Annotated in this window: 17 protein-coding genes; 12 read left to right on the plus strand and 5 right to left on the minus strand. The window is 65.6% G+C overall.

What is annotated here, in order from left to right; all coding sequences use genetic code 11:
• Nucleotides 1-60 precede the first annotated feature (60 nt).
• The 6 genes from IB234_RS12810 to IB234_RS12835 all read left to right on the plus strand — a co-directional run bounded on the left by IB234_RS12810 (nt 61) and on the right by IB234_RS12835 (nt 7,333).
• On the plus strand, nt 61-1,299 hold the full coding sequence (locus tag IB234_RS12810) for a 3-hydroxyacyl-CoA dehydrogenase (RefSeq protein ID WP_192318173.1): 1,239 nt from the start codon (nt 61-63) through the stop codon (nt 1,297-1,299).
• Entirely contained in the window at nt 1,296-3,086 is a 1,791-nt protein-coding gene (locus IB234_RS12815) for an acyl-CoA dehydrogenase C-terminal domain-containing protein (protein WP_192318175.1), read from the plus strand. Before IB234_RS12810 ends, IB234_RS12815 begins: the two co-directional genes overlap by 4 nt.
• 298 nt (nt 3,087-3,384) lie before the next feature.
• A complete protein-coding gene (locus tag IB234_RS12820) occupies nt 3,385-4,359 on the plus strand; it encodes an alpha/beta hydrolase family esterase (RefSeq protein WP_192318177.1) in 975 nt (324 codons plus the stop codon).
• 17 nt (nt 4,360-4,376) lie between these two features.
• Entirely contained in the window at nt 4,377-5,540 is a 1,164-nt protein-coding gene (locus tag IB234_RS12825) for an iron-containing alcohol dehydrogenase (protein WP_192318180.1), read from the plus strand.
• Nucleotides 5,541-5,687: 147 nt separating this feature from the next.
• A complete protein-coding gene (locus IB234_RS12830; RefSeq protein WP_043308607.1) occupies nt 5,688-6,122 on the plus strand; it encodes an acyl-CoA thioesterase in 435 nt (144 codons plus the stop codon).
• A gap of 26 nt (nt 6,123-6,148) precedes the next feature.
• Nucleotides 6,149-7,333 carry an acetyl-CoA C-acyltransferase gene (locus tag IB234_RS12835; protein ID WP_192318182.1) on the plus strand — a complete coding sequence of 395 codons (1,185 nt, stop codon included), beginning with the start codon at nt 6,149-6,151 and terminating at the stop codon, nt 7,331-7,333.
• 186 nt (nt 7,334-7,519) lie between these two features.
• Here the strand turns inward: IB234_RS12835 and IB234_RS12840 are convergent, their stop codons facing one another.
• Genes IB234_RS12840 through IB234_RS12850 form a run of 3 tightly spaced genes read right to left on the minus strand, consistent with a single transcriptional unit; the run spans nt 7,520 to nt 10,306 of the window.
• Entirely contained in the window at nt 7,520-8,380 is an 861-nt protein-coding gene (locus IB234_RS12840) for a substrate-binding periplasmic protein (protein ID WP_192318184.1), read from the minus strand.
• Nucleotide 8,381: 1 nt separating this feature from the next.
• Nucleotides 8,382-9,404 (minus strand): ferrochelatase, encoded by a 1,023-nt coding sequence (gene hemH / locus IB234_RS12845; RefSeq protein ID WP_192318186.1) that lies wholly within the window; start codon nt 9,402-9,404, stop codon nt 8,382-8,384.
• Entirely contained in the window at nt 9,401-10,306 is a 906-nt protein-coding gene (locus tag IB234_RS12850) for a TIGR01777 family oxidoreductase (protein WP_192318188.1), read from the minus strand. The genes hemH and IB234_RS12850 overlap by 4 nt, the downstream gene beginning before the upstream one ends.
• A 218-nt stretch (nt 10,307-10,524) precedes the next feature.
• On the opposite strand from IB234_RS12850, the gene IB234_RS12855 reads away from it, so the two are divergent.
• Genes IB234_RS12855 through IB234_RS12870 form a run of 4 tightly spaced genes read left to right on the plus strand, consistent with a single transcriptional unit; the run spans nt 10,525 to nt 13,613 of the window.
• Complete coding sequence (locus IB234_RS12855; protein WP_192318190.1) at nt 10,525-11,511, plus strand: NAD(P)/FAD-dependent oxidoreductase; 987 nt, start codon at nt 10,525-10,527, stop codon at nt 11,509-11,511.
• On the plus strand, nt 11,508-11,729 hold the full coding sequence (locus IB234_RS12860) for a TIGR02450 family Trp-rich protein (protein ID WP_192318193.1): 222 nt from the start codon (nt 11,508-11,510) through the stop codon (nt 11,727-11,729). Before IB234_RS12855 ends, IB234_RS12860 begins: the two co-directional genes overlap by 4 nt.
• A gap of 43 nt (nt 11,730-11,772) precedes the next feature.
• On the plus strand, nt 11,773-12,765 hold the full coding sequence (rlmF, locus tag IB234_RS12865; RefSeq protein WP_192318195.1) for a 23S rRNA (adenine(1618)-N(6))-methyltransferase RlmF: 993 nt from the start codon (nt 11,773-11,775) through the stop codon (nt 12,763-12,765).
• A 50-nt stretch (nt 12,766-12,815) separates the two neighbouring features.
• Nucleotides 12,816-13,613: a substrate-binding periplasmic protein gene (locus IB234_RS12870; RefSeq protein ID WP_192318197.1), complete on the plus strand. Its 798-nt coding sequence runs from the start codon at nt 12,816-12,818 to the stop codon at nt 13,611-13,613.
• A gap of 16 nt (nt 13,614-13,629) precedes the next feature.
• Here the strand turns inward: IB234_RS12870 and IB234_RS12875 are convergent, their stop codons facing one another.
• Nucleotides 13,630-14,049, minus strand: coding sequence for an Lrp/AsnC family transcriptional regulator (locus IB234_RS12875; RefSeq protein ID WP_192318199.1), 420 nt, complete (start codon nt 14,047-14,049; stop codon nt 13,630-13,632).
• A 123-nt stretch (nt 14,050-14,172) separates the two neighbouring features.
• Here IB234_RS12875 and yjeH point away from each other — a divergent pair, with 123 nt between their 5' ends.
• Together yjeH and IB234_RS12885 are read left to right on the plus strand one after the other, a co-directional pair.
• Nucleotides 14,173-15,438 carry an L-methionine/branched-chain amino acid transporter gene (gene yjeH / locus IB234_RS12880; protein WP_192318201.1) on the plus strand — a complete coding sequence of 422 codons (1,266 nt, stop codon included), beginning with the start codon at nt 14,173-14,175 and terminating at the stop codon, nt 15,436-15,438.
• 51 nt (nt 15,439-15,489) lie between these two features.
• Nucleotides 15,490-16,821, plus strand: coding sequence for a TAXI family TRAP transporter solute-binding subunit (locus tag IB234_RS12885; protein WP_192318203.1), 1,332 nt, complete (start codon nt 15,490-15,492; stop codon nt 16,819-16,821).
• Between the two features lie 51 nt (nt 16,822-16,872).
• Here IB234_RS12885 and IB234_RS12890 read toward each other — a convergent pair whose 3' ends face one another.
• Nucleotides 16,873-18,474: a M28 family metallopeptidase gene (locus tag IB234_RS12890; RefSeq protein WP_192318205.1), complete on the minus strand. Its 1,602-nt coding sequence runs from the start codon at nt 18,472-18,474 to the stop codon at nt 16,873-16,875.
• Nucleotides 18,475-18,704 lie beyond the last annotated feature (230 nt).

An 18,704-nucleotide genomic window follows, 5' to 3' on the forward strand; every position in this document is an offset into this window, starting at 1 on the left:
CAAATAGTACAGCGGTACTTAAGGTGCGTCAGTTTTCGCTATCGCGTTCGAGGAAAGGCTATGAGCAATAACTACAAGATCGAACAGGCCGCCGTGATCGGCGCCGGCACCATGGGCCGCGGCATCGTCATCAGCCTGGCCAACGCCGGCATCCCGGTCCTGTGGCTGGACAACAACCCGCAGATGGTCGAGGCCGGCCTGAAGATGGCCGAGGACACCTGGGCGCAGAACGTCGCCAAGGGCCGCATCACCACTGGCGAAGCCAGCCTGCGCCTGTCGCGCATCCAGGCGGTGAACGAGTACGCCGACCTGGCCGATGTCGATCTGGTGATCGAAGCGGTCTACGAGAACCTCGAACTCAAGCAGGAAATCTTCCGCACCCTCGACCGCATCGTGAAGCCAGGCGCGATCCTCGCCAGCAACACTTCGGCGCTGGACATCGACGCCATCGCCGCCGTCACCGCCCGCCCGCAGGACGTGCTCGGCCTGCACTTCTTCAGCCCGGCGCACATCATGAAGCTGCTGGAAATCGTGCGTGGCGGCAAGACCGCACCGGCCGTGCTCGACGCCGCCGTGGCCCTCGGCCAGCGCATCGGCAAGATCAGCGTGGTGGCCGGCAACTGCGACGGCTTCATCGGCAACCGCATGCTGCACACTTACGTGTTCGAGGCGCGCAGCATGCTGCTCGAAGGCGCTTACCCACATCAGGTCGACAGCGCTCTGCAGGGCTTCGGCTTCGCCATGGGCCCGTTCCGCATGTACGACGTGGTCGGCATCGATCTGGAATGGCGTGCCCGCGAGCTGGCCGGCAAGGGCCAGGACGTGGCGCAGGTGCAGGTCGACAACCGCCTGTGCGAACTCGGCCGCTTCGGCCAGAAGTCTGGCAAGGGTTACTACAGCTACGCGCCGGGCAGCCGCCAGGCCGAGCACGATCCGCTGGTAGACGCGCTGGTGCAGCGCGAGGGCGAACGCCTCGGCTACCAGCGCCGCAACGTCGGCCCAGAGGAGATTCTCGAGCGCTGCCTGCTGGCCCTGGTCAACGAGGGCGCGAAGATTCTCGAGGAGAACATCACCGCCAACAGCCATGACGTCGACCTGGTCTACCTCAACGGCTACGGCTTCCCCGCCGACAAGGGCGGACCAATGGCCTGGGCCGACGCCCAGGGCGTGGCCGCCATTCGCGAGCGCCTGCTGAACCTCACCGAGCGCTTCGGCGCACACTGGCAGCCGGCCGGCCTGATCGACCGCCTGGTGGCGGACAACAAGCGCTTCGCCGACGTACAGGAGGGTCGCGCATGAGCTACCAAGCCCCCCTGCGCGACATGCGCTTCGTGCTGCACGAACTGTTCGACGTCGCCGGCCACTGCGAGCGCCTGAACAACGGCCTCGACCGCGAGCTGATCGACGGCGTGCTGGAGGAGGCTGCGGCCTTTACCGGCAACGAGATCGCCCCGCTCAACCGCAACAGCGACGAGCAAGGCTGCCAGCTGGAGAACGGCGACGTCACTACGCCCACAGGCTTCCGTTCCGCCTACAAGCAGTACGTCGACAACGGCTGGGCGAGCATGACCGGGCCGCTCGACTTCGGCGGACAGGGCTTCCCGCAGCTGGTGTCCTTCGCCTTCCACGAGATGCTGATGGGCGCCTCGCTGTCGTTCCGCATCTACTCCGGGCTCACCGAGGGCGCCGTGCTGGCGCTCGACAAGCACGGCAGCAACGAGCTCAAGGACGCTTACCTGGCCAAGATGGTCGGCGGCCAGTGGACCGGCACCATGTGCCTGACCGAACCGCAGGCCGGCACCGACCTGGCCCTGCTGCGCACCCGCGCCGAACCGCAGGCCGATGGCAGCTACAAGGTCACCGGCAACAAGATCTTCATCAGTGGCGGCGAGCAGGACCTGTCCGAGAACATCGTCCATCTGGTGCTGGCGCGCCTGCCGGACGCACCGGCCGGCGTGAAGGGCATCAGCCTGCTGCTGGTACCCAAGTTCATCGCCACCGCCGAGGGCGGCCTGGGCCAGCGCAACGCGCTGTCCTGCGGCGCCATCGAGCACAAGATGGGCATCAAGGGCGCCTCCACCTGCGTGATGAACTTCGACGGCGCCACTGGCTGGCTGGTTGGCGAGGCCAACCAGGGCCTGGTGGGCATGTTCACCATGATGAACGACGCGCGCTTCCAGGTCGGCCTGCAGGGCCTGGGCATCGGCGAGGCGGCCTTCCAGGGCGCCCTGCGCTATGCCCGCGAGCGCCTGCAGTCGCGCGGCCTGACTGGCGCCGTTGCACCCGAGAAGGCGGCCGACCCGATCATCGTGCACCCGGACGTGCGACGCATGCTGCTGACCCAGAAGACCCTGGTCGAAGGCTGCCGCATGCTCGCCGCCTACACCGCGCGCCAGCTCGACCTGGAGCACGGCGCCAGTGACGCCGCCGCACGCAAGGCCGCTGGCAAACGCGCCGCGCTGCTGATCCCGATCGTCAAAGCCTTCTTCACCGACATGGGCCAGGAAGTCGCCAGCCACGCGGTGCAGGTCTACGGCGGCCATGGATTTATCCGCGAGTGGGGCATGGAACAGCTGATGCGCGACAGCCGCATCACCCAGCTCTATGAAGGCACCAACGGCATCCAGGCGCTCGACCTGATCCGCCGCAAGCTACTGGGCGACGGCGGTACCGAACTCAACGCGCTGATCGACGAGTTCGCCGCCCGTGCCCGCGACACCGCCGCGCAACCGGCCTTGGCCGAGTCCGCGCGCCTGGTCGAGCAGCGTCTGCAGCAATGGCGCGAACTGGCCGCCCAGGTGATCGCCAACAGCCAGGCAGATGCCCAGGAAATCGGTGCGGCCTCGGTGGACTTCCTGCAGTACTCGGCCTATGTGTTGCTGGCCGGTTTCTGGTTGCAGGCCGCCAGCACCGCCCAGCAGGCGCTGGACGCAGGCACCGGCGAGGCGGCTTTCTATCAGGCCAAGCTGAATAGCGCCGAGTTCTACCTGCGCCGCGTGCTGCCACGCGCCAGCAGCCACCGCGAAGCCCTGCTGGGCGGCGCGCAATGCCTGATGGCGATGCCGGAGGAAAGCTTCGCCTTCTGAATCGTTGGCGCTCCTGATTTGGCGTTGAGCGCAGCGATGCCCTGCAGCCATGCATGGGCATCCCTGTGCTCATCGCCTCCTGAAACACGCGCTGAAGAACCTCTCGAATGCTTTGTCAGAACCGTCAACCTGATAGATAAGCAAAGCGCTATCCGCCAGGCTGAAGGCCAGGACCGCAAGGTGCGCCGTGTGCACCATGCCTGCCATACGCACTCGAACAGTCGGTGCGCACGGCGCACCCTACAGTCGCGGCATCTCGATCCCCTACTGTGAGACACGCATGACAACGACAAGAAAAGTGCTGATTTCACTCCTTCTGCTCGCCACCCTCGCGGCCGGGCTGTATGCCTATTTCCTTTATGCACCCAAGCCCACCCAACCGGCCTTGAGTGCCACGCTGCAGCATGAGCGCATCGAGCTTGGCGGCCTGCAGCGCGACTACGCGTTCTATGCGCCGAAGAACCTGCCAGCCAATGCGCCGCTGGTGTTCGTCCTGCACGGCTCGCTGCAGACCATCGACGACATCCGCACCTTCAGCGCCTACGCCTTCGAGCGCCTGGCCGATCATCATGGCTTCATCGTCGTCTACCCGCAGGGCTTCGAGAAGAACTGGAACGACTGCCGGCGTACCGCTGACTACCCAGCTCGCGCGCAGAACATCGACGACAAGGGTCTGATCACCGCGCTGATCCAGCGCTTCGCCCGCCAGCACGGCACCGACCCGCAGCGCGCGTTCCTCACCGGCTATTCCAACGGTGGCCAGCTGGGCCTGCGCATCGCCTTGGAAAACCCAGCGTTGCTGGCCGGTGTCGCCGCCTTCGCCGCCAACCTGCCCACCGACGACAACCTGGCCTGTACGCCGTCCGGCCAGGCCGTGCCGGTGCTGCTGATGAACGGCACGCGCGACCCGATCAACCCGTACAACGGCGGCGTGGTCACCCTGTTCGGCTTCGGTAACCGCGGCACCGTGCGCTCGGCCTACGAGTCGGCGCTGTACTTCGCCAACCTGGCCGGCTACCCGCGCGATGCGGTGCGCAGCAGCACAGCCTGGAACGATCCAAACGACCCAGCGCAACGCGTCAGCCTCGACCAGTGGCAGGCCGATGGCCGTGCCGAGATTGCCCTGTACGGAGTGATCGGTGGCGGCCACCTGTTGCCCCAGGGCGACTTCCGCGCGCCGCGCCTGCTCGGCCCCACCCTTTCCGGTTTCGACGGCCCACGGGCCATCTGGGACTTTTTCGCCCGCCAGCAGCCCGTGCCGGCGCGGCCCTGACCTTCGGAGGATTCGTCATGCAACCCTTCAGCTTCGCCACCACTGCGCAGATCCTCTGCGAATCCGGTTCCAGCGTGCGCCTCGCCAGCCTGTGCCAGGAGCGCGGCGCCCAGCGCGTGATGCTGGTCACCGACCCCGGCATCACCCGCTTCGGCCTGCTCGACGGCGTGCTGCCCGGCTTCGCCCAGGCCGGCGTGGCCGTGGAAGTGTTCGACCAGGTGATCGCCGACCCGCCCGAAGCCATCGTGCTCAACGCCGTGGAGCGCGCCCGCGCCCTCGGCGCCGACCTGGTGATCGGCTTCGGCGGCGGCAGCTCAATGGACGTGGCCAAGCTGGTCGCCCTGCTCGCCCATCCCAACTGTCAGCAATCGCAGAAGGATATCTACGGCGTGGGCAACGCCCGTGGCCAGCGCCTGCCGCTGATCCAGGTGCCGACCACCGCCGGCACCGGTTCGGAGGTGACGCCCATCTCCATCGTTACCACCGGCGAAACCACCAAGATGGGCGTGGTCTCGCCACTGCTGCTACCGGATCTGGCGCTGCTCGACGCCGAGCTGACTCTCGGCCTGCCGCCAGCGGTGACAGCCGCGACCGGCATCGACGCCATGGTCCACGCCATCGAGGCCTACACCACCAAGCTGAAGAAGAATCCGCTGTCCGACCTGCTGGCCCGCGAGGCCCTGCGCCTGCTGGCTGCCAATCTGGATGAGGCGGTGCACAACGGCGGCAACCGCGAGGCGCGCCAGGCCATGCTGCTCGGTGCCTGCCTGGCCGGCCAAGCCTTCGCCAATGCGCCGGTGGCAGCGGTGCATGCCCTGGCCTATCCGCTGGGTGGGCACTTCCATATTCCCCATGGCCTCTCCAACGCCCTGGTGCTGCCGCATGTGCTGCGCTTCAACGCCCCGGCCGCCATGCCGTTGTATGCCGAATTGGCGCCGCTGCTGCTCGGCGAGCGCTTCCAGGGCGGCAGCACGGAACAACGTTGTACCGCCTTTATCGATGAGCTGGCCGCGCTGAATCAGCGCTGCGGCCTGCCCAGCCGCCTGCGCGATGCCGGCGTGCCGGAGGCCATGCTGAACACCCTGGCCAGCGACGCCATGCTCCAGCAGCGCCTGCTGGTGAATAATCCGCGCGAAGTCAGCGAGGCTGATGCGCTGGCCATTTACCAAGCGGCGTATTGATCATCTGCCCGGGCCGGATGGTTCGATGGAGCGCGATCCATCCGGCGAATGCTGGAGCAGACCAATAGCCCGCAATACAGCCGACGAATCAAAGTATCCCAGCCGCCTCCCAGGCCTTAGGGTGGTACGCAAGCACGAGGACCGAGCATGAACCCACCGCAGCACCTGCGCGGCGACTACGCCCACTTCCAGCCGATCACCACGCGCTGGCACGACAACGACGTCTACGGTCACGTCAACAACGTCGTGTACTACGGCTTCTTCGACAGCGCGGTGAACACCTACCTGATCGAAGTCGGCGGCCTGGACATCCACGAGGGCGAGGTGATCGGCTTCGTGGTCAGCTCGTCGTGCGACTACTTCGCCTCCATCGCCTTCCCCGAACGCATCGAGGTCGGCCTGCGCGTCGGCAAGCTGGGCAACAGCTCGGTGCAGTACGAGCTGGCCATCTTCAAGGCCGGCGAAGACGAGGCCTGCGCCGCCGGGCGCTTCGTCCACGTCTTCGTCGACCGCACCAGCAACCGCCCGGTGCCGATTCCCGAAACGCTGCGCGCGGCACTCGCCCGCCTGCTGCGCGACTGACACGACCACAACAGGAGCATTTCGCCATGCAAGACGCCGTCATCGTTTCCACCGCCCGTACGCCCATCGCCAAGGCCTTCCGCGGTGCCTTCAACGACCTCAAGTCGCCGTCCATGAGCGCCGTAGCCATTCGTGCCGCCGTCGAGCGCGCCGGCATCGAACCGGGTGAAATCGAAGACCTGGTGATGGGCACCGCCATGCAGGGCGGCACCGCCGCGATCAACCTGGCGCGCCTGTCCGCGCTGGCCGCCGGCCTGCCGCTGTCGGTCAGCGGTCAGACCATCGACCGCCAGTGCGCCTCCGGCCTGATGGCCATCTCCATCGCCGCCAAGCAGATCATGGTCGACGGCATGGCCGTCACCGTCGGTGCCGGCCAGGAGCAGATCAGCCTGGTGCAGAACACCCACATGAAATGGTCCGGCGCCGACTACGACCCGGCCGTGGTGAAGATGGCCGAGCATGCCTACATGCCGATGCTGCAGACCGCCGAGATCGTCGCCAAGCGCTACAACATCAGCCGCGAAGCCCAGGACGAATACGGCTTCCTGTCGCAGCAACGCACCGCCGCCGCCCAGGCCGCCGGCCTGTTCGCCAACGAGATCGTTCCAGTTACCGCACGCAAGAAACTGGTGGATAAAGAAACCGGCGCGGTCAGCTTCGAAGACGTCACCCTCAGCCTCGACGAAGGCAACCGCCCGCAAACCGTGCTCGGCGACCTGCAGAACCTCAAGCCGGTGATCGAAGGCGGCTGCATCACCGCCGGCAACGCCAGCCAGCTGTCCGACGGCGCTAGCGCCAGCGTGCTGATGAGCGGCGCCCTGGCGGCCCAGCGCGGCATCCAGCCACTGGGCCTGTATCGCGGTATCGCCGTGGCCGGCCTGGCCCCGGAAGAGATGGGCATCGGCCCAGTGTTCGCCGTGCCGAAACTGCTCAAGCAGCACGGCCTCACCGTCGACGACATCGGCCTGTGGGAACTCAACGAAGCCTTCGCCTGCCAGGTGCTGTACAGCGCGCAGAAGCTCGGCATCGACCCGGCCAAACTGAACGTCAACGGCGGCGCCATCGCCATCGGCCACCCCTACGGCATGAGCGGCGCACGCATGGTCGGCCACGCCCTGCTGGAAGGTAAGCGTCGCGGCGTGAAGTACGTGGTGATCACCATGTGCGTCGGCGGCGGCATGGGCGCTGCCGGGCTGTTCGAAGTGCTGTAAGGCTCGCCCGCGGCCACACTGCGTGGCCGCAGTTCCCTCCGGCCTAGGTTCTGTACGAAAAGTCGCCGAGCGAAGGTCAGGCAAGGCAAAAACAGGCGAAGAAGCGCAGTTTACGTGGTGTAAATGAGCATTCTGAGCCTGTTTTTAACGCAGCATCACCGAGCGCAGGCACTTTTCGTACAGAACCTAGCGCTGCAGCCAGAAGCGGCTGTCCGCCTCGGGCAAACCCGCCGGCAAATCGTTGTCGAGAATCAGCAGGCGTCGCTCGCTCAGGCGACTGCGTGCCACCTCCTTGCCGAAATGACGGTACAGCAACTGCTGGAAGCTGCCGTCGGCCTGGATCAGGCGAATCCCCTCGGCGAAGCGGTCGCGCAATGCCACATCCCCGTGATTGAAGGTGAAGTACACCGGCAACTGATAGACCAGCGCCAGGTTCGGCTCGACCATCAGATCCGGATGCTGGGCCGTTCCTGTTCCATCGATTTCCGGCCAGATCTCATGCAGCGCCCGGTGGTAGTAGTCGAAGCGGTGGCTCTCGAGCATCGCCAGCAGGTTCTCCGGCCGCGAGGTGCCAACCACCGGCAGGCGATTGAGGGCGAAGCGGGAGAAGTCGCTCCACTGACTGACGAAACCACCACGGAACTGGCGCAGGTCATCCACGGTGCGAACCCGGGCGAAACGCGGGGCATCCTCGCGGCGGATCAACAGCAGGCGATAGCCGAGCATGCCAGCGTGGATATCGAACGGCAGCATGTCGAACTGCTGCAGGCGCTCAGCACTCGGTGGCACGTAGGCCAGGTCCATCTCGCCATCGCGCAGCTGCAGCAGGCAACGCTCCTGTGGAGGGTCATCGGCCATGGCCGGCGCAATGTGCAGCTCACCATGGCTGGCCGCCGTACGCGCCAGGATCAGGTTGGCCAGCTCGATGCGATAGGCGTAGCGGCCGGGGTCATGCTGGCACACGCGCAACTCGCCCGCCTGTACACCACTCGCCAGCACCAGCGAAGCCAGTACCCAGCAGCGCAATGCAACAGACGCGGCGGGCATGTCAGATAACCTGTGGCGCCCGCTCGCAGAGTGTCTTCAAGGCGGCGACCCATTGCGGGTGGTCGTTCAGGCATGGCACCAGCACCAGCTCCTCGCCACCGGCTTCCTGGAACTGCTCGCGGCCGCGATCACCAATCTCCTCCAGCGTCTCGATGCAGTCGGCGACGAATGCTGGGCACATCACCAGCAACTTCTTCACCCCAGCCTTGGCCAATTCGTCCAGACGCGCTTCGGTATAGGGCTCGATCCACTTGGCGCGCCCCAGGCGCGACTGGAACGACACGGACCACTTGCCCGCCGGCAGGCCGGCACGTTCGGCGAACAGCTCGGCGCTGCGCAGACACTGGCTGCGATAGCAGACCGCCAGGGTCTCGTCGCTGACGCCGGCGCTGCTGGTCGAGGTCAGGCTGTGGCTGGGGTCTTTCACCAGCTTGCGGATATGCCGCTCGGGCAGGCCGTGGAAGCTCAGCAGCAGATGGTCGAAATCCTGCTCCAGATGCGGTTTGGCGCTCGCCACCAGGGCGTCCAGGTACTCGGGCTGATCGTAAAATGGCGGCAGGCTGGCGAACTGCAGCGACAGGTTGTGCTCACGCACCACACGCTTCACCTCCTCCAGCGCCGTCGTCGTAGTGCTGTCGGCGAACTGCGGGTAGAGCGGCGCCAGGGTCACCTTGCGCACGCCCTGGGCCACCAAGCGTTCGAGCACGCTGGCGAGGGAAGGCTCGCCGTAGCGCATGGCCAGCTCGACCGGCCCATGCGGCCAGTGCGGCACCATGGCCTGCTGCAGACGGCGGCTGAGCACCACCAGCGGCGAACCACCCTCCCACCAGATCGACGAGTAGGCATGGGCCGACTGCTCAGGGCGCTTGATCAGGATCAGCGAAACCAGCAGCCGGCGCAGCGGCCAGGGCAGGTCGACCACGTAGGGGTCCATGAGGAACTGGTTGAGGTAGCGACGCACGTCGGCCACCGAAGTGGAGGCCGGCGAACCCAGATTGATCAACAGCAGGGCATGATCGGTCATGCGGTGTCCTTGAAAAGATCGGCCAGGGCCGAGTCGAGATCGGTGAAGCGGAATTCGTAACCCTCGGTCAACGCACGCTGCGGCAGTGCCTTTTGCCCACCGAGCAGCAGCCCGGACAACTCGCCCAGCCCCAACTTCAGCAGCGGCCCAGGCAACGGCAGCAGCGCCGGTCGGTGCAATACACGGCCCAACGCACGGGCGAAGGCCCGATTGCGGATCGGCTGCGGGGCGCAGGCATTATAGGGACCGCGCGCGCCTTCCCGCTGCAAGAGAAAATCGATGAGACCGATTTCATCCTGCAGATGGATCCAGGGCATCCACTGCCGACCATTGCCAATCGGCCCACCCAGGCCTAGCCGGAAGGGCAGCAGCAAACGTTTGAGGAAGCCACCATCGGCCGCCAGCACCAGCCCGGTACGCAACAGCACCACGCGGATGCCCAGCTCCTCGGCACGCTGGGCGGTTTCCTCCCAGGCGCCGCACAACTGAGCGGCAAAATCTTCGACCACCGGCGGGCTGTCCTCATGCAACTCGCGCTCGCCGCCGTCGCCATACCAGCCTACGGCGGAGCCGGAAATCAGCACCTGTGGCTTGTGGTCGCGGGCTTCCAGCCAGACCAGCAACTGCTCGGTGAGCGCCACGCGACTCTCCCACAGCAGCGCCTTGCGCCGATGCGTCCAGGGTCGGTCGGCGATGGGCGCACCGGCCAGGTTGATCACCGCATCCAGCGGGCCCGCACCGTATTGCTCGAGACTACCGATGCCACGTACCGCCACGCCGCACAGGCCAGGAACACGTGCGGGCGTGCGACTCCAGACGGTCAGCTCATGTCCCTGCCGCAACCACTGACGACACAAGGCGCGGCCAATCAGACCTGTACCGCCGGTCAGCAATATGTGCATGGCACTCTCCTCGCATGGCGTGAACCACCTGTCACGCCCTAGTCTGAATCATGACGGCGCAACGTGCCTTTTTCCGTCTGGCGCACCGTCCCAGTTTCAGTCGCCTCATGCGGTCAGGCATGAGACGGGTACAACCAATGTTCGTCCACCCGTGTCCAAACAGTAGTCGGCAATGACATCGCTCCGGTAGCGAGCGACTCCGGGAAACGAGGATCACCATGAGCGCACCCATCGCGATAATCGGTACTGGCCTGGCAGGGCTCTCGGCCGCCCAGGCACTGCACGCCGCCGGCCTGGAGATCGAACTGTTCGACAAGAGCCGCGGCAGTGGCGGGCGCATGGCCAGCAAGCGCAGCGACGCCGGCTCGCTGGACCTGGGCGCCCAGTACTTCACCGCCCGTGACCGCCGCTTCGTCGAGGTGGTGCAGCATTGGCAGGCCCGCGGCTGGGTCGCCGAGTGGGACCCGCAGATGTACCACTACAACCAGAATGGCCTGCTGCCCTCGCCAGACGAACAGGTGCGCTGGGTTGGCACGCCACGCATGAGCGCCATCAGCCGTGCGCTGCTCGGCGCTCTGCCGGTGCACTTCTCCTGCCGCATCACCGAGGTGTTCCGCGGCGAGCAGCACTGGAGCCTGCAGGATGCCGAGGGCAACAGCCACGGCCCCTACAGCAGCGTGATCATCGCCACTCCGGCGCCGCAGGCCACCAACCTGCTGGCCGCCGCGCCGAAGCTGGCCGGCACTGCCGCCAGCGTGGTGATGGAGCCCACCTGGGCCGTGGCCCTGGGCTTCGACCAGCCGCTGGAGACACCGGTTCAAGGCTGCTTCGTCCAGGGCAGCGCCATCGACTGGCTGGCCTGTAACCGGAGCAAGCCGGGCCGCGACGGCCACATCGATACCTGGGTGCTGCACGCCACCAGCGCCTGGAGCCGGCAGCATCTGGACCTGCCCAAGGAGGCCGTGATCGAGCAGCTGCATGGCGCCTTCGCCGAACTGATCGGCTGCGCCCTGCCCGCCCCCGCATTCAGCCTGGCACACCGCTGGCTCTACGCCCGCCCGGCCAGCGCCCACGAATGGGGTGCCCTGGCCGATGCCGACCTGGGCCTGTACGCCTGCGGCGACTGGTGCCTGTCCGGCCGAGTGGAAGGTGCCTGGCTCAGCGGCCAGGAGGCGGCACGGCGACTGCTGGAGCATCGCCAGTGACGAAACGCCGCCTCAATCCACGCAAGTTGCTGCTGTCGAAATGGACCGCCTGCCAACCGCAGAACCGCGAGAAGCACTTCCTGGTGACGGAGCTGCTGTGCGACGAAACCGGCGACGTCCAGCAGGTCGAACTCCAGGCCGTGCTCACCCGGCGCAGCGAATGGCTCGACTGGCGGCATCTGCAGGACAGCGAACACTGGTCGATGGGCTGGCGCTGATGGCTGTGGGACAATTGCCGTCTCGTCCGCCGAACCGCCCGCCATGCGCCAGAAAACCTCCCCGCCCCGCCAACCCAAAGCCGTCAGCAAAGGGCAGCTGCACCCGCGCAACCGCCATCAGGGCCGTTACGACTTCCCCAAGCTGATCGAGGCCAGCCCGGAGCTGGGCCGCTTCGTCATCCTCAACCCTTACGGCAAGCAGAGCATCGACTTCGCCGATCCCGAAGCGGTAAAGGTGTTCAACCGTGCGCTGATGCGCCAGCTGTACGGCATCGCTCACTGGGACATTCCGCCGGGCTACCTGTGCCCGCCGATTCCCGGCCGTGCCGATTACCTGCACGGCCTGGCCGACCTGCTGGCCGAGAGCAACGAAGGCAACATTCCGCGTGGCAAGGCAGTTCGCGCACTGGACGTGGGTACCGGTGCCAACTGCATCTACCCGCTGCTCGGCCATAGCGACTACGGCTGGCGCTTCCTCGGCTCGGACATCGACCCGGTGGCCCTGGCCGCCGCTCGCACCATCGTCCAGGCCAACGGCCTCACCGATGCCATCGCACTGCGTCAGCAGACAGAGCCTCAGCATATCTTCCAGGGCCTGCTGACCAGTGACGAACGCTTTACCCTGACCCTGTGCAACCCACCCTTCCACAGCTCCGCTGCCGAAGCCACAAGCGGCAGCACACGCAAGTGGAAGAACCTCGGCAAGCTCGACCCCAAGCGCAAACTACCGGTGCTGAACTTCGGCGGGCAGAGCAACGAGCTATGGTGCGAAGGCGGCGAGGCGGCCTTCCTGCGGCGCATGGCTCGCGAGAGCACAGCAGTGGCCGGCCAGGTGCTGTGGTTCAGCAGCCTGGTGTCCAAGGCGTCCAACCTGCCCGGCCTGGAAGCGGCGCTGAAGAAAGCTGGCGCGCTGGAAATACGGCAGGTGGACATGGCCCAGGGCAACAAGCAGAGTCGCTTCGTCGCCTGGACCTTCCATGAGGTCGCTGCACGTCGCGGCTGGCTGAACGGTAGCATCGCCGGCGCGCCAATCTGACTATGCTGTGGAAGTAATGCCAAACAGCCACCGGGAGTCCGGGAGTCCCCATGCGCTGGAAAACCCTGCTGACCCTCTGTTGCCTGTCCTGGTGCCTGAGCGCACATGCGGAGCCGCGCGACCTGCAGATCAGCGTCGGGGACTGGCCGCCCTATCTGTCCCAGGAGTTGCGCCACAGCGGCGTGATCGCCCACATCATCAGTGACCTGTTCGCCGAGGAAGGCTACAAGGTCAGCTTCCGCTTCCTGCCCTGGCCCCGGGCCTACTCGGCCACCGCCGCCGGCAAGTTCGACGCCACCGGCGTGTGGATGCACAAGGACGAACGCGACTCCGACTTCCTGTTCAGCGCGCCGCTGCTGGACGAGCAGTTCGTGTTCTTCCACCTCAAGTCACAGCCCTTCGACTGGCACAGCTTCGACGACCTCGCCGGGATGAACCTCGGTGGCGGCCTGGAATACAGCTATGGCTCGGCGTTCGACGCGTTCCTGGCCAAGGGCACCGCAACGATGGAGCGCGTCTCCAGCGACCAGCAGAACTTCGACAAGCTGCTCAAGGAGCGGGTGGTGCTCTATCCACAGGAGATGAACGTCGGCTACGCCGCACTGAGCCGCCATTTCACCCCCGCCGAACGTGCCAGGGTCACCCACCATCCCAAACCACTGCTGGTCAACCGTAGCTACCTGATGCTGCCCAAGCGCCTGGCGGACAGTGGGGACCTGCTGCAACGCTTCAATCGTCGCCTGCAGATGTTCCGTGACAGCGGCCGCTACGACCGTTACTTTCAGGACTTGCAGGCCGGCAAGTACATGCTCACCGAAGAGGAAGCAGCCCAGGCATCGGCACGCTAGCCACTCGTGGCAGGCGCTACATCGCCCACTCGCTCACCACCATGTGCGTCTTCACCCGCTGCATGCCGGGGAAGCTCTCAATCACTCCACGAATCTCCGCCAGCCGCGCCATGCTCGCCGCCTCGACCTGCACCAGCATGTCGGTCTCGCCACTGATGCCGCAGCACTGGCGGATCTCAGGGAAGGCGCGCATGCGGTCCACATAATCCTGGCAACGGCTGTTCTGATAGAACAGTTCGAGGAAGGCTTTGACCCCGCCGCCTGCCGGATCGACCACCTGCGCGTGATAGCCGCGGATCACCCCGTCCTGCTCCAACTGGCGGATGCGCTCGCCGACCGCGGAGCGCGACAGGCTTACCTCACGGGCGATCTGGCTGACGGAGGTGCGCGCATCCTGGCGCAGCAGGGCGATGATCTGGCGATCGAACTTGTCCACGGGGGTTCTCGGCAGCAGGCAGTTTGACTGTGGATTCCGCCAGTTTGCCGGTGATCGGCGGCGACCTGACAACGAGGGCGCGCTTAACATGGCGGGATCGAAATGAAGGGACGAGGATACATCATGAGCCGGCTGAACAAGGAACTGGGGCTGCTACAGGGCGTGGCGCTGCTCAGTACCTCGCTGCTGGGCACCGGCATCTTCGTGGTGCCGGCGCTGGCCGCCACGGCCGCTGGCAGCGCCTCGCTCTGGGCCTGGCTAATCCTCATCGCCCTGGTGCTGCCGGTGGCCTTCACCTTCGCCCAGCTGGGCAAGCGCTTCCCCCATGCCGGCGGCGCGCCGCATCTGATCGGTCGCGCTTTTGGCCCACGCATGGAGCGGCTGATCGCCTTCCTGTTCCTCGCCGTCCTACCCGTCGGCCTACCGGCGGCACTGAGCATCGCCACCGGCTTCTGGCAGGCAGTGCTGCCCATCGGCAAAGTCGAGGCGCTGCTGATCCAGTTCGTCACCCTCGGCGCCATGCTCCTGCTCGGCCAGCGCCCGGCCAGGGCCAGCGGTGTGGTGCAGGGGCTGATCGCCCTGGCGATTCTCGGCACCGTTGGCCTGGTCTGGTGGGTCGGCGACCTGCCACTGGCCAGCCAGCCACTGCTGCCGCAGATCGACGACTCCTGGCACCTGATCCCGGCAGCACTGGGCGTGATGTTCTGGTGCTTCGTCGGCATCGAGGCTTTCACCCACCTGGGCGAGGAGTTCAAGAACCCGCAGCGCGACTTCCCCCTGGCCCTGCTGCTCGGCGTGCTGCTGGCCGGCCTGGTGTACTGGGGCTTCTCGGTGGCGGTGCTGAGCTTCGGCGTATACGGCGACGTGCACAGCGATGCCGCCTCCCTGCCACGACTGATGCACATGCTGCTCGGTGACGAGGCGCGCTGGCTGGTCGCCGCGGTCGGCTACCTGGCCTGTTTTGCCTCGATGAACGTCTACGTGCAAGGCTTCGCCCGGTTGATCTGGAGCCTGGCCGACGAGGGCAAGTTGCCCTCTTCCGTCGCTACACTCAATCGCCATGGTGTGCCGGCACGGGCGCTGCTGGTGGTGGTTCTGATCTGCTGCCTGTGCGCCACCCTGGCTGCCGTGATGCAGCTGTCGGTAGACGACCTGATTCGCTACGCCAATGGCAACTTCATTGTCGTCTACCTGCTCAGCATGGCTGCCGGCTGGGTGCTGCTGCGCGGCCTGTGGCGCTGGGTAGCCGGCTTCAGCACCCTGCTCTGCGGGCTGGTGCTGGTCGCCCTGGGTGTGGAGGCGCTGTATGCCATCGGCCTGCTCGTGGTGCTGACAGCCGCGGGCCATTGGCACGAGCGACGCGGAGCGGTTCTCGCCCCGCGTGGCTGAACGGTGAGCTGGCCGGCTATCCTCTGCGAGGAACAGCCACAAGGACCGACCATGCGCCGCATTCTCCGCGACCTGAAAATCCTCATCCTCGCCAACCTGTGGCTAGTGCCGGTAGTGGCCGGCCTGGTGGGCGCGCTGTTCTACTTCGTCGCCCCGCCGCCGCCGATGCATGCACGCATGGCCACCGGCGCAGAAAGTGGTGGCTACCATGCCTTCGCCGAGCGACTGCAGGCGGAACTGGAGCAACAGGGCTTCGAACTGGAACTGGTGCCGAGTCGCGGCTCGCGCGACAACCTGGCCAAGCTGGGTGCAGGCGAGGTCGAGTTGGCCCTGGTACAGAGTGGCCAGGAGTTGACCCTGGATGACGAGGCAAGGAAATCCATATCCGGCCTCGGCGTGATGTACCGGGAACCGCTGTGGTTGTTCACCACCAGGAAAGTGAAGTTCGAACGCCTGGCCGACCTGCTCGAACTGCGCCTGGCCATCGGTGGGGAAGACAGTGGCACCCAGGCGGTAACCGCGGCCCTGTTCGCCGCCAATCGCATCGAACCGACCGCCTATCCCCAGCAGTGGCAAGCACTGGGCGGTAGCCGCGCTGCCGATGCCCTGCTGGCCAGAGAGCTGGACGCCGCGTTCTTCGTCGGCCCGGCAGAGAATGCTCTGATCCAGCGCCTGGCCGCCGAACCGGAGCTGCGTCTGGTCAGCCTGCGCCGCACCGAGGCGTACCTGGCGCGTCTGCCCTATCTGAGCCGGCTGGAGGTCGGGGAAGGTATGTTGGACATGGCGAACAACACCCCGGACCGCGATATCGTCACCCTCGGACCGGTTGCCACTCTGGTAGCCGGTGAGAGCTTCCATCCCTCGCTGACTCCACTGATTCTGGAAGCTGCCAAGACCGTACTGAAGAACGGCAGCCTGCTCGACTCGGCCGGCAGTTATCCAGCCAAGCCACCACTGTCGCTACAGACCCTGAGCGAGGCTGACTACTACTACGACAAGGGCCTGCCGATCCTGCAGCGTTACTTGCCGTTCCGCATCGCCTCGCTGGCCGACCGCTACATCATCCTGGCCATTCCGCTGCTGGTGCTGCTGTTCCCGCTGTTCAAGGCCATCGGCCCGATCTACCAATGGCGCATCCGTGCACGCATCTACCGCTGGTACAAGCACCTGCGCGAAATTGACCAGCAGTTGTACAAGGGCCAGCTCAATGGCGACATCAGTGCCGAGATCGAGCGGCTGGAGAAGCTGGAGGACGAGCTGGCGCGGGTCGAAGTCCCCCTGTCCTACTCCAGCGAGCTGTACGAGCTGCACATGCACCTGCGCTACATGATCGAGCGCCTGCACGCCGTGCAGCGCCGCCAGGCGGCAATCCCGGCACCATGAAAAAGCCCCGCCACGGCAAACCGTGGCGGGGCTCTTGTCAGCTGGCGTGGATCACTTGATCCAGTGCTTGCCCCAGTGAGTGATGTCATAGGCCTGGGCGGAACGCTTCAGGCTCTTGTCCGCCTGGCTCGCCGCAATCTCGTCATCGATTGCCTTGGTGGAGTGCGACAGCCAGCTGGTGACGAAAGCCATGGCATCACCATTGATCTCCAGCGCCCGCATGTCGATGTTGCCCAGGTTGTCGCAGGTGGCGTGGTAGCAGGGGTCGAGGGCAACGCCCGCGGTACCGCCGTAGCGCGCCGCCTGCTCCTCGGTCTTCAACACCTCCGCTCCGGTGAACAGCCCGCCGAACGCGATTCCGTCCGTGAAGAACTGCGCATAGTCGGAGCGGAAGGTGATTTCATCGCCTTCTGACGGCAGGCCACGCAGCTTGTAGTACTCCTCGAACAGCTTCTCGATCGCCGCAGAGCCAGGAGGGCCTTCCAGGCCGAAGTCCGAGCCATCGCCGTCATACACGAAGTAGGCGAAGTTCGGCGAGGCGATCATGTCGAAGTTCAGGTAAGCCTTGATCTTCGTCTTCTCCTCCGGCGACAACTGGGTGACGTAGTGAGTCGAGCCCACCAGACCGGACTCCTCCGCTCCCCACCAGGCGAAACGCAGCTTGTTGGTCGGCTTGACCTTACGCAGCTGGATGGCCAGCTCCAGCAGCGCGGCACTACCCGAGCCGTTGTCGTTGATACCCGCCCCCTCGTACACCGAGTCCAGGTGGGCGCCGGCCATCACCACGTTGTTCGGGTTGCCATGCTTCGATTCGGCTACCAGATTGTTGGTCTGGGTCCGTTCACGCACCACATCGGCGAACAGGCGCACCTGCAGCTCGGCGGTCTGCGCCAGGCTAGCCCCCACGTCATAGGTGGCGAACAGCACCGGGATGCCGCCGGCATACGCGTCGCCCAGGGTGGCACTGATCAGCTCCTTACGGTCCTCCGTGTCCCCCTGATTGAACAGAACTACCCCAACAGCACCAGCATCCGCGGCATTCTGAGCCTTGACCGCGAAGTCGCAGGAGCCGCGTTGCAGCAACGCGATAGATCCTGAAGGGAAGGCGGCAAAATCCTCGGCCTCGCAGCCGCTGGTAGAGGTGTTGCCGGCGCCGAGCGAGATGTCCACCGGTACGGCAGCCGCGGTGACATCCCCCGCCTCGGTCTGCGACAGGTAGGTGAAATCAACCTCCCACTCGAAATCCACCGGGGAAGGCGACACCGATTGCAATGCGCCGGGTCCCTGCGGGTAGAACGCACTGAACGGGAAGGCCTGTAGGGTAACGCGATAGCCGGCGCGCTCCAGGGTCTCCTTCACATAGCTCAGCGAGCCGTCATAGCCAGGCAAACCGGCGGCGCGGTTGCCCCCGTTGGCCAGAGCCACATCGTGCAGCATCTGCAAATGCTGCTGGGTGTTCTGTGCCTGCATGCAGCGTGGCAAAAGGAAGGGCGAGCTGTTGAGCAGCTCCGCACGACATTCCAGAGGGCCGATACGGCTCGGACTCCAGAGTTTGTCGAATATCTGCGAGAGGTCTTGGGTTCCGGTCGCCAGAACCGGAGCAGCCGTGGAGGCCAGGAAGGAAGCAAACAGCAGTTTTTTCTTGTAATGCATGGGGTTCTCCAATCCGTGTTTGGAGCAAATGGATGCGGCGGCACTTGTGGTACCCCGCGGACCGTCCCTTACTGCGTCGTGTGGACGAAAAGACAGTAGATGGACATTTCCCAGCAAGCGAAGCGGCTAGCTGCTTTTTTCCGAAAAATTGCTGCAGTTCACCGAAGATAGAAGCACTAAGCCATCACTCGAATGACGACAAGCCCGCCGTGCAGCGTTGTCGGGTAGAC

The sequence above is a fragment of the Pseudomonas sp. PDM16 genome (genome assembly GCF_014851865.1).
Classification (GTDB): domain Bacteria; phylum Pseudomonadota; class Gammaproteobacteria; order Pseudomonadales; family Pseudomonadaceae; genus Aquipseudomonas.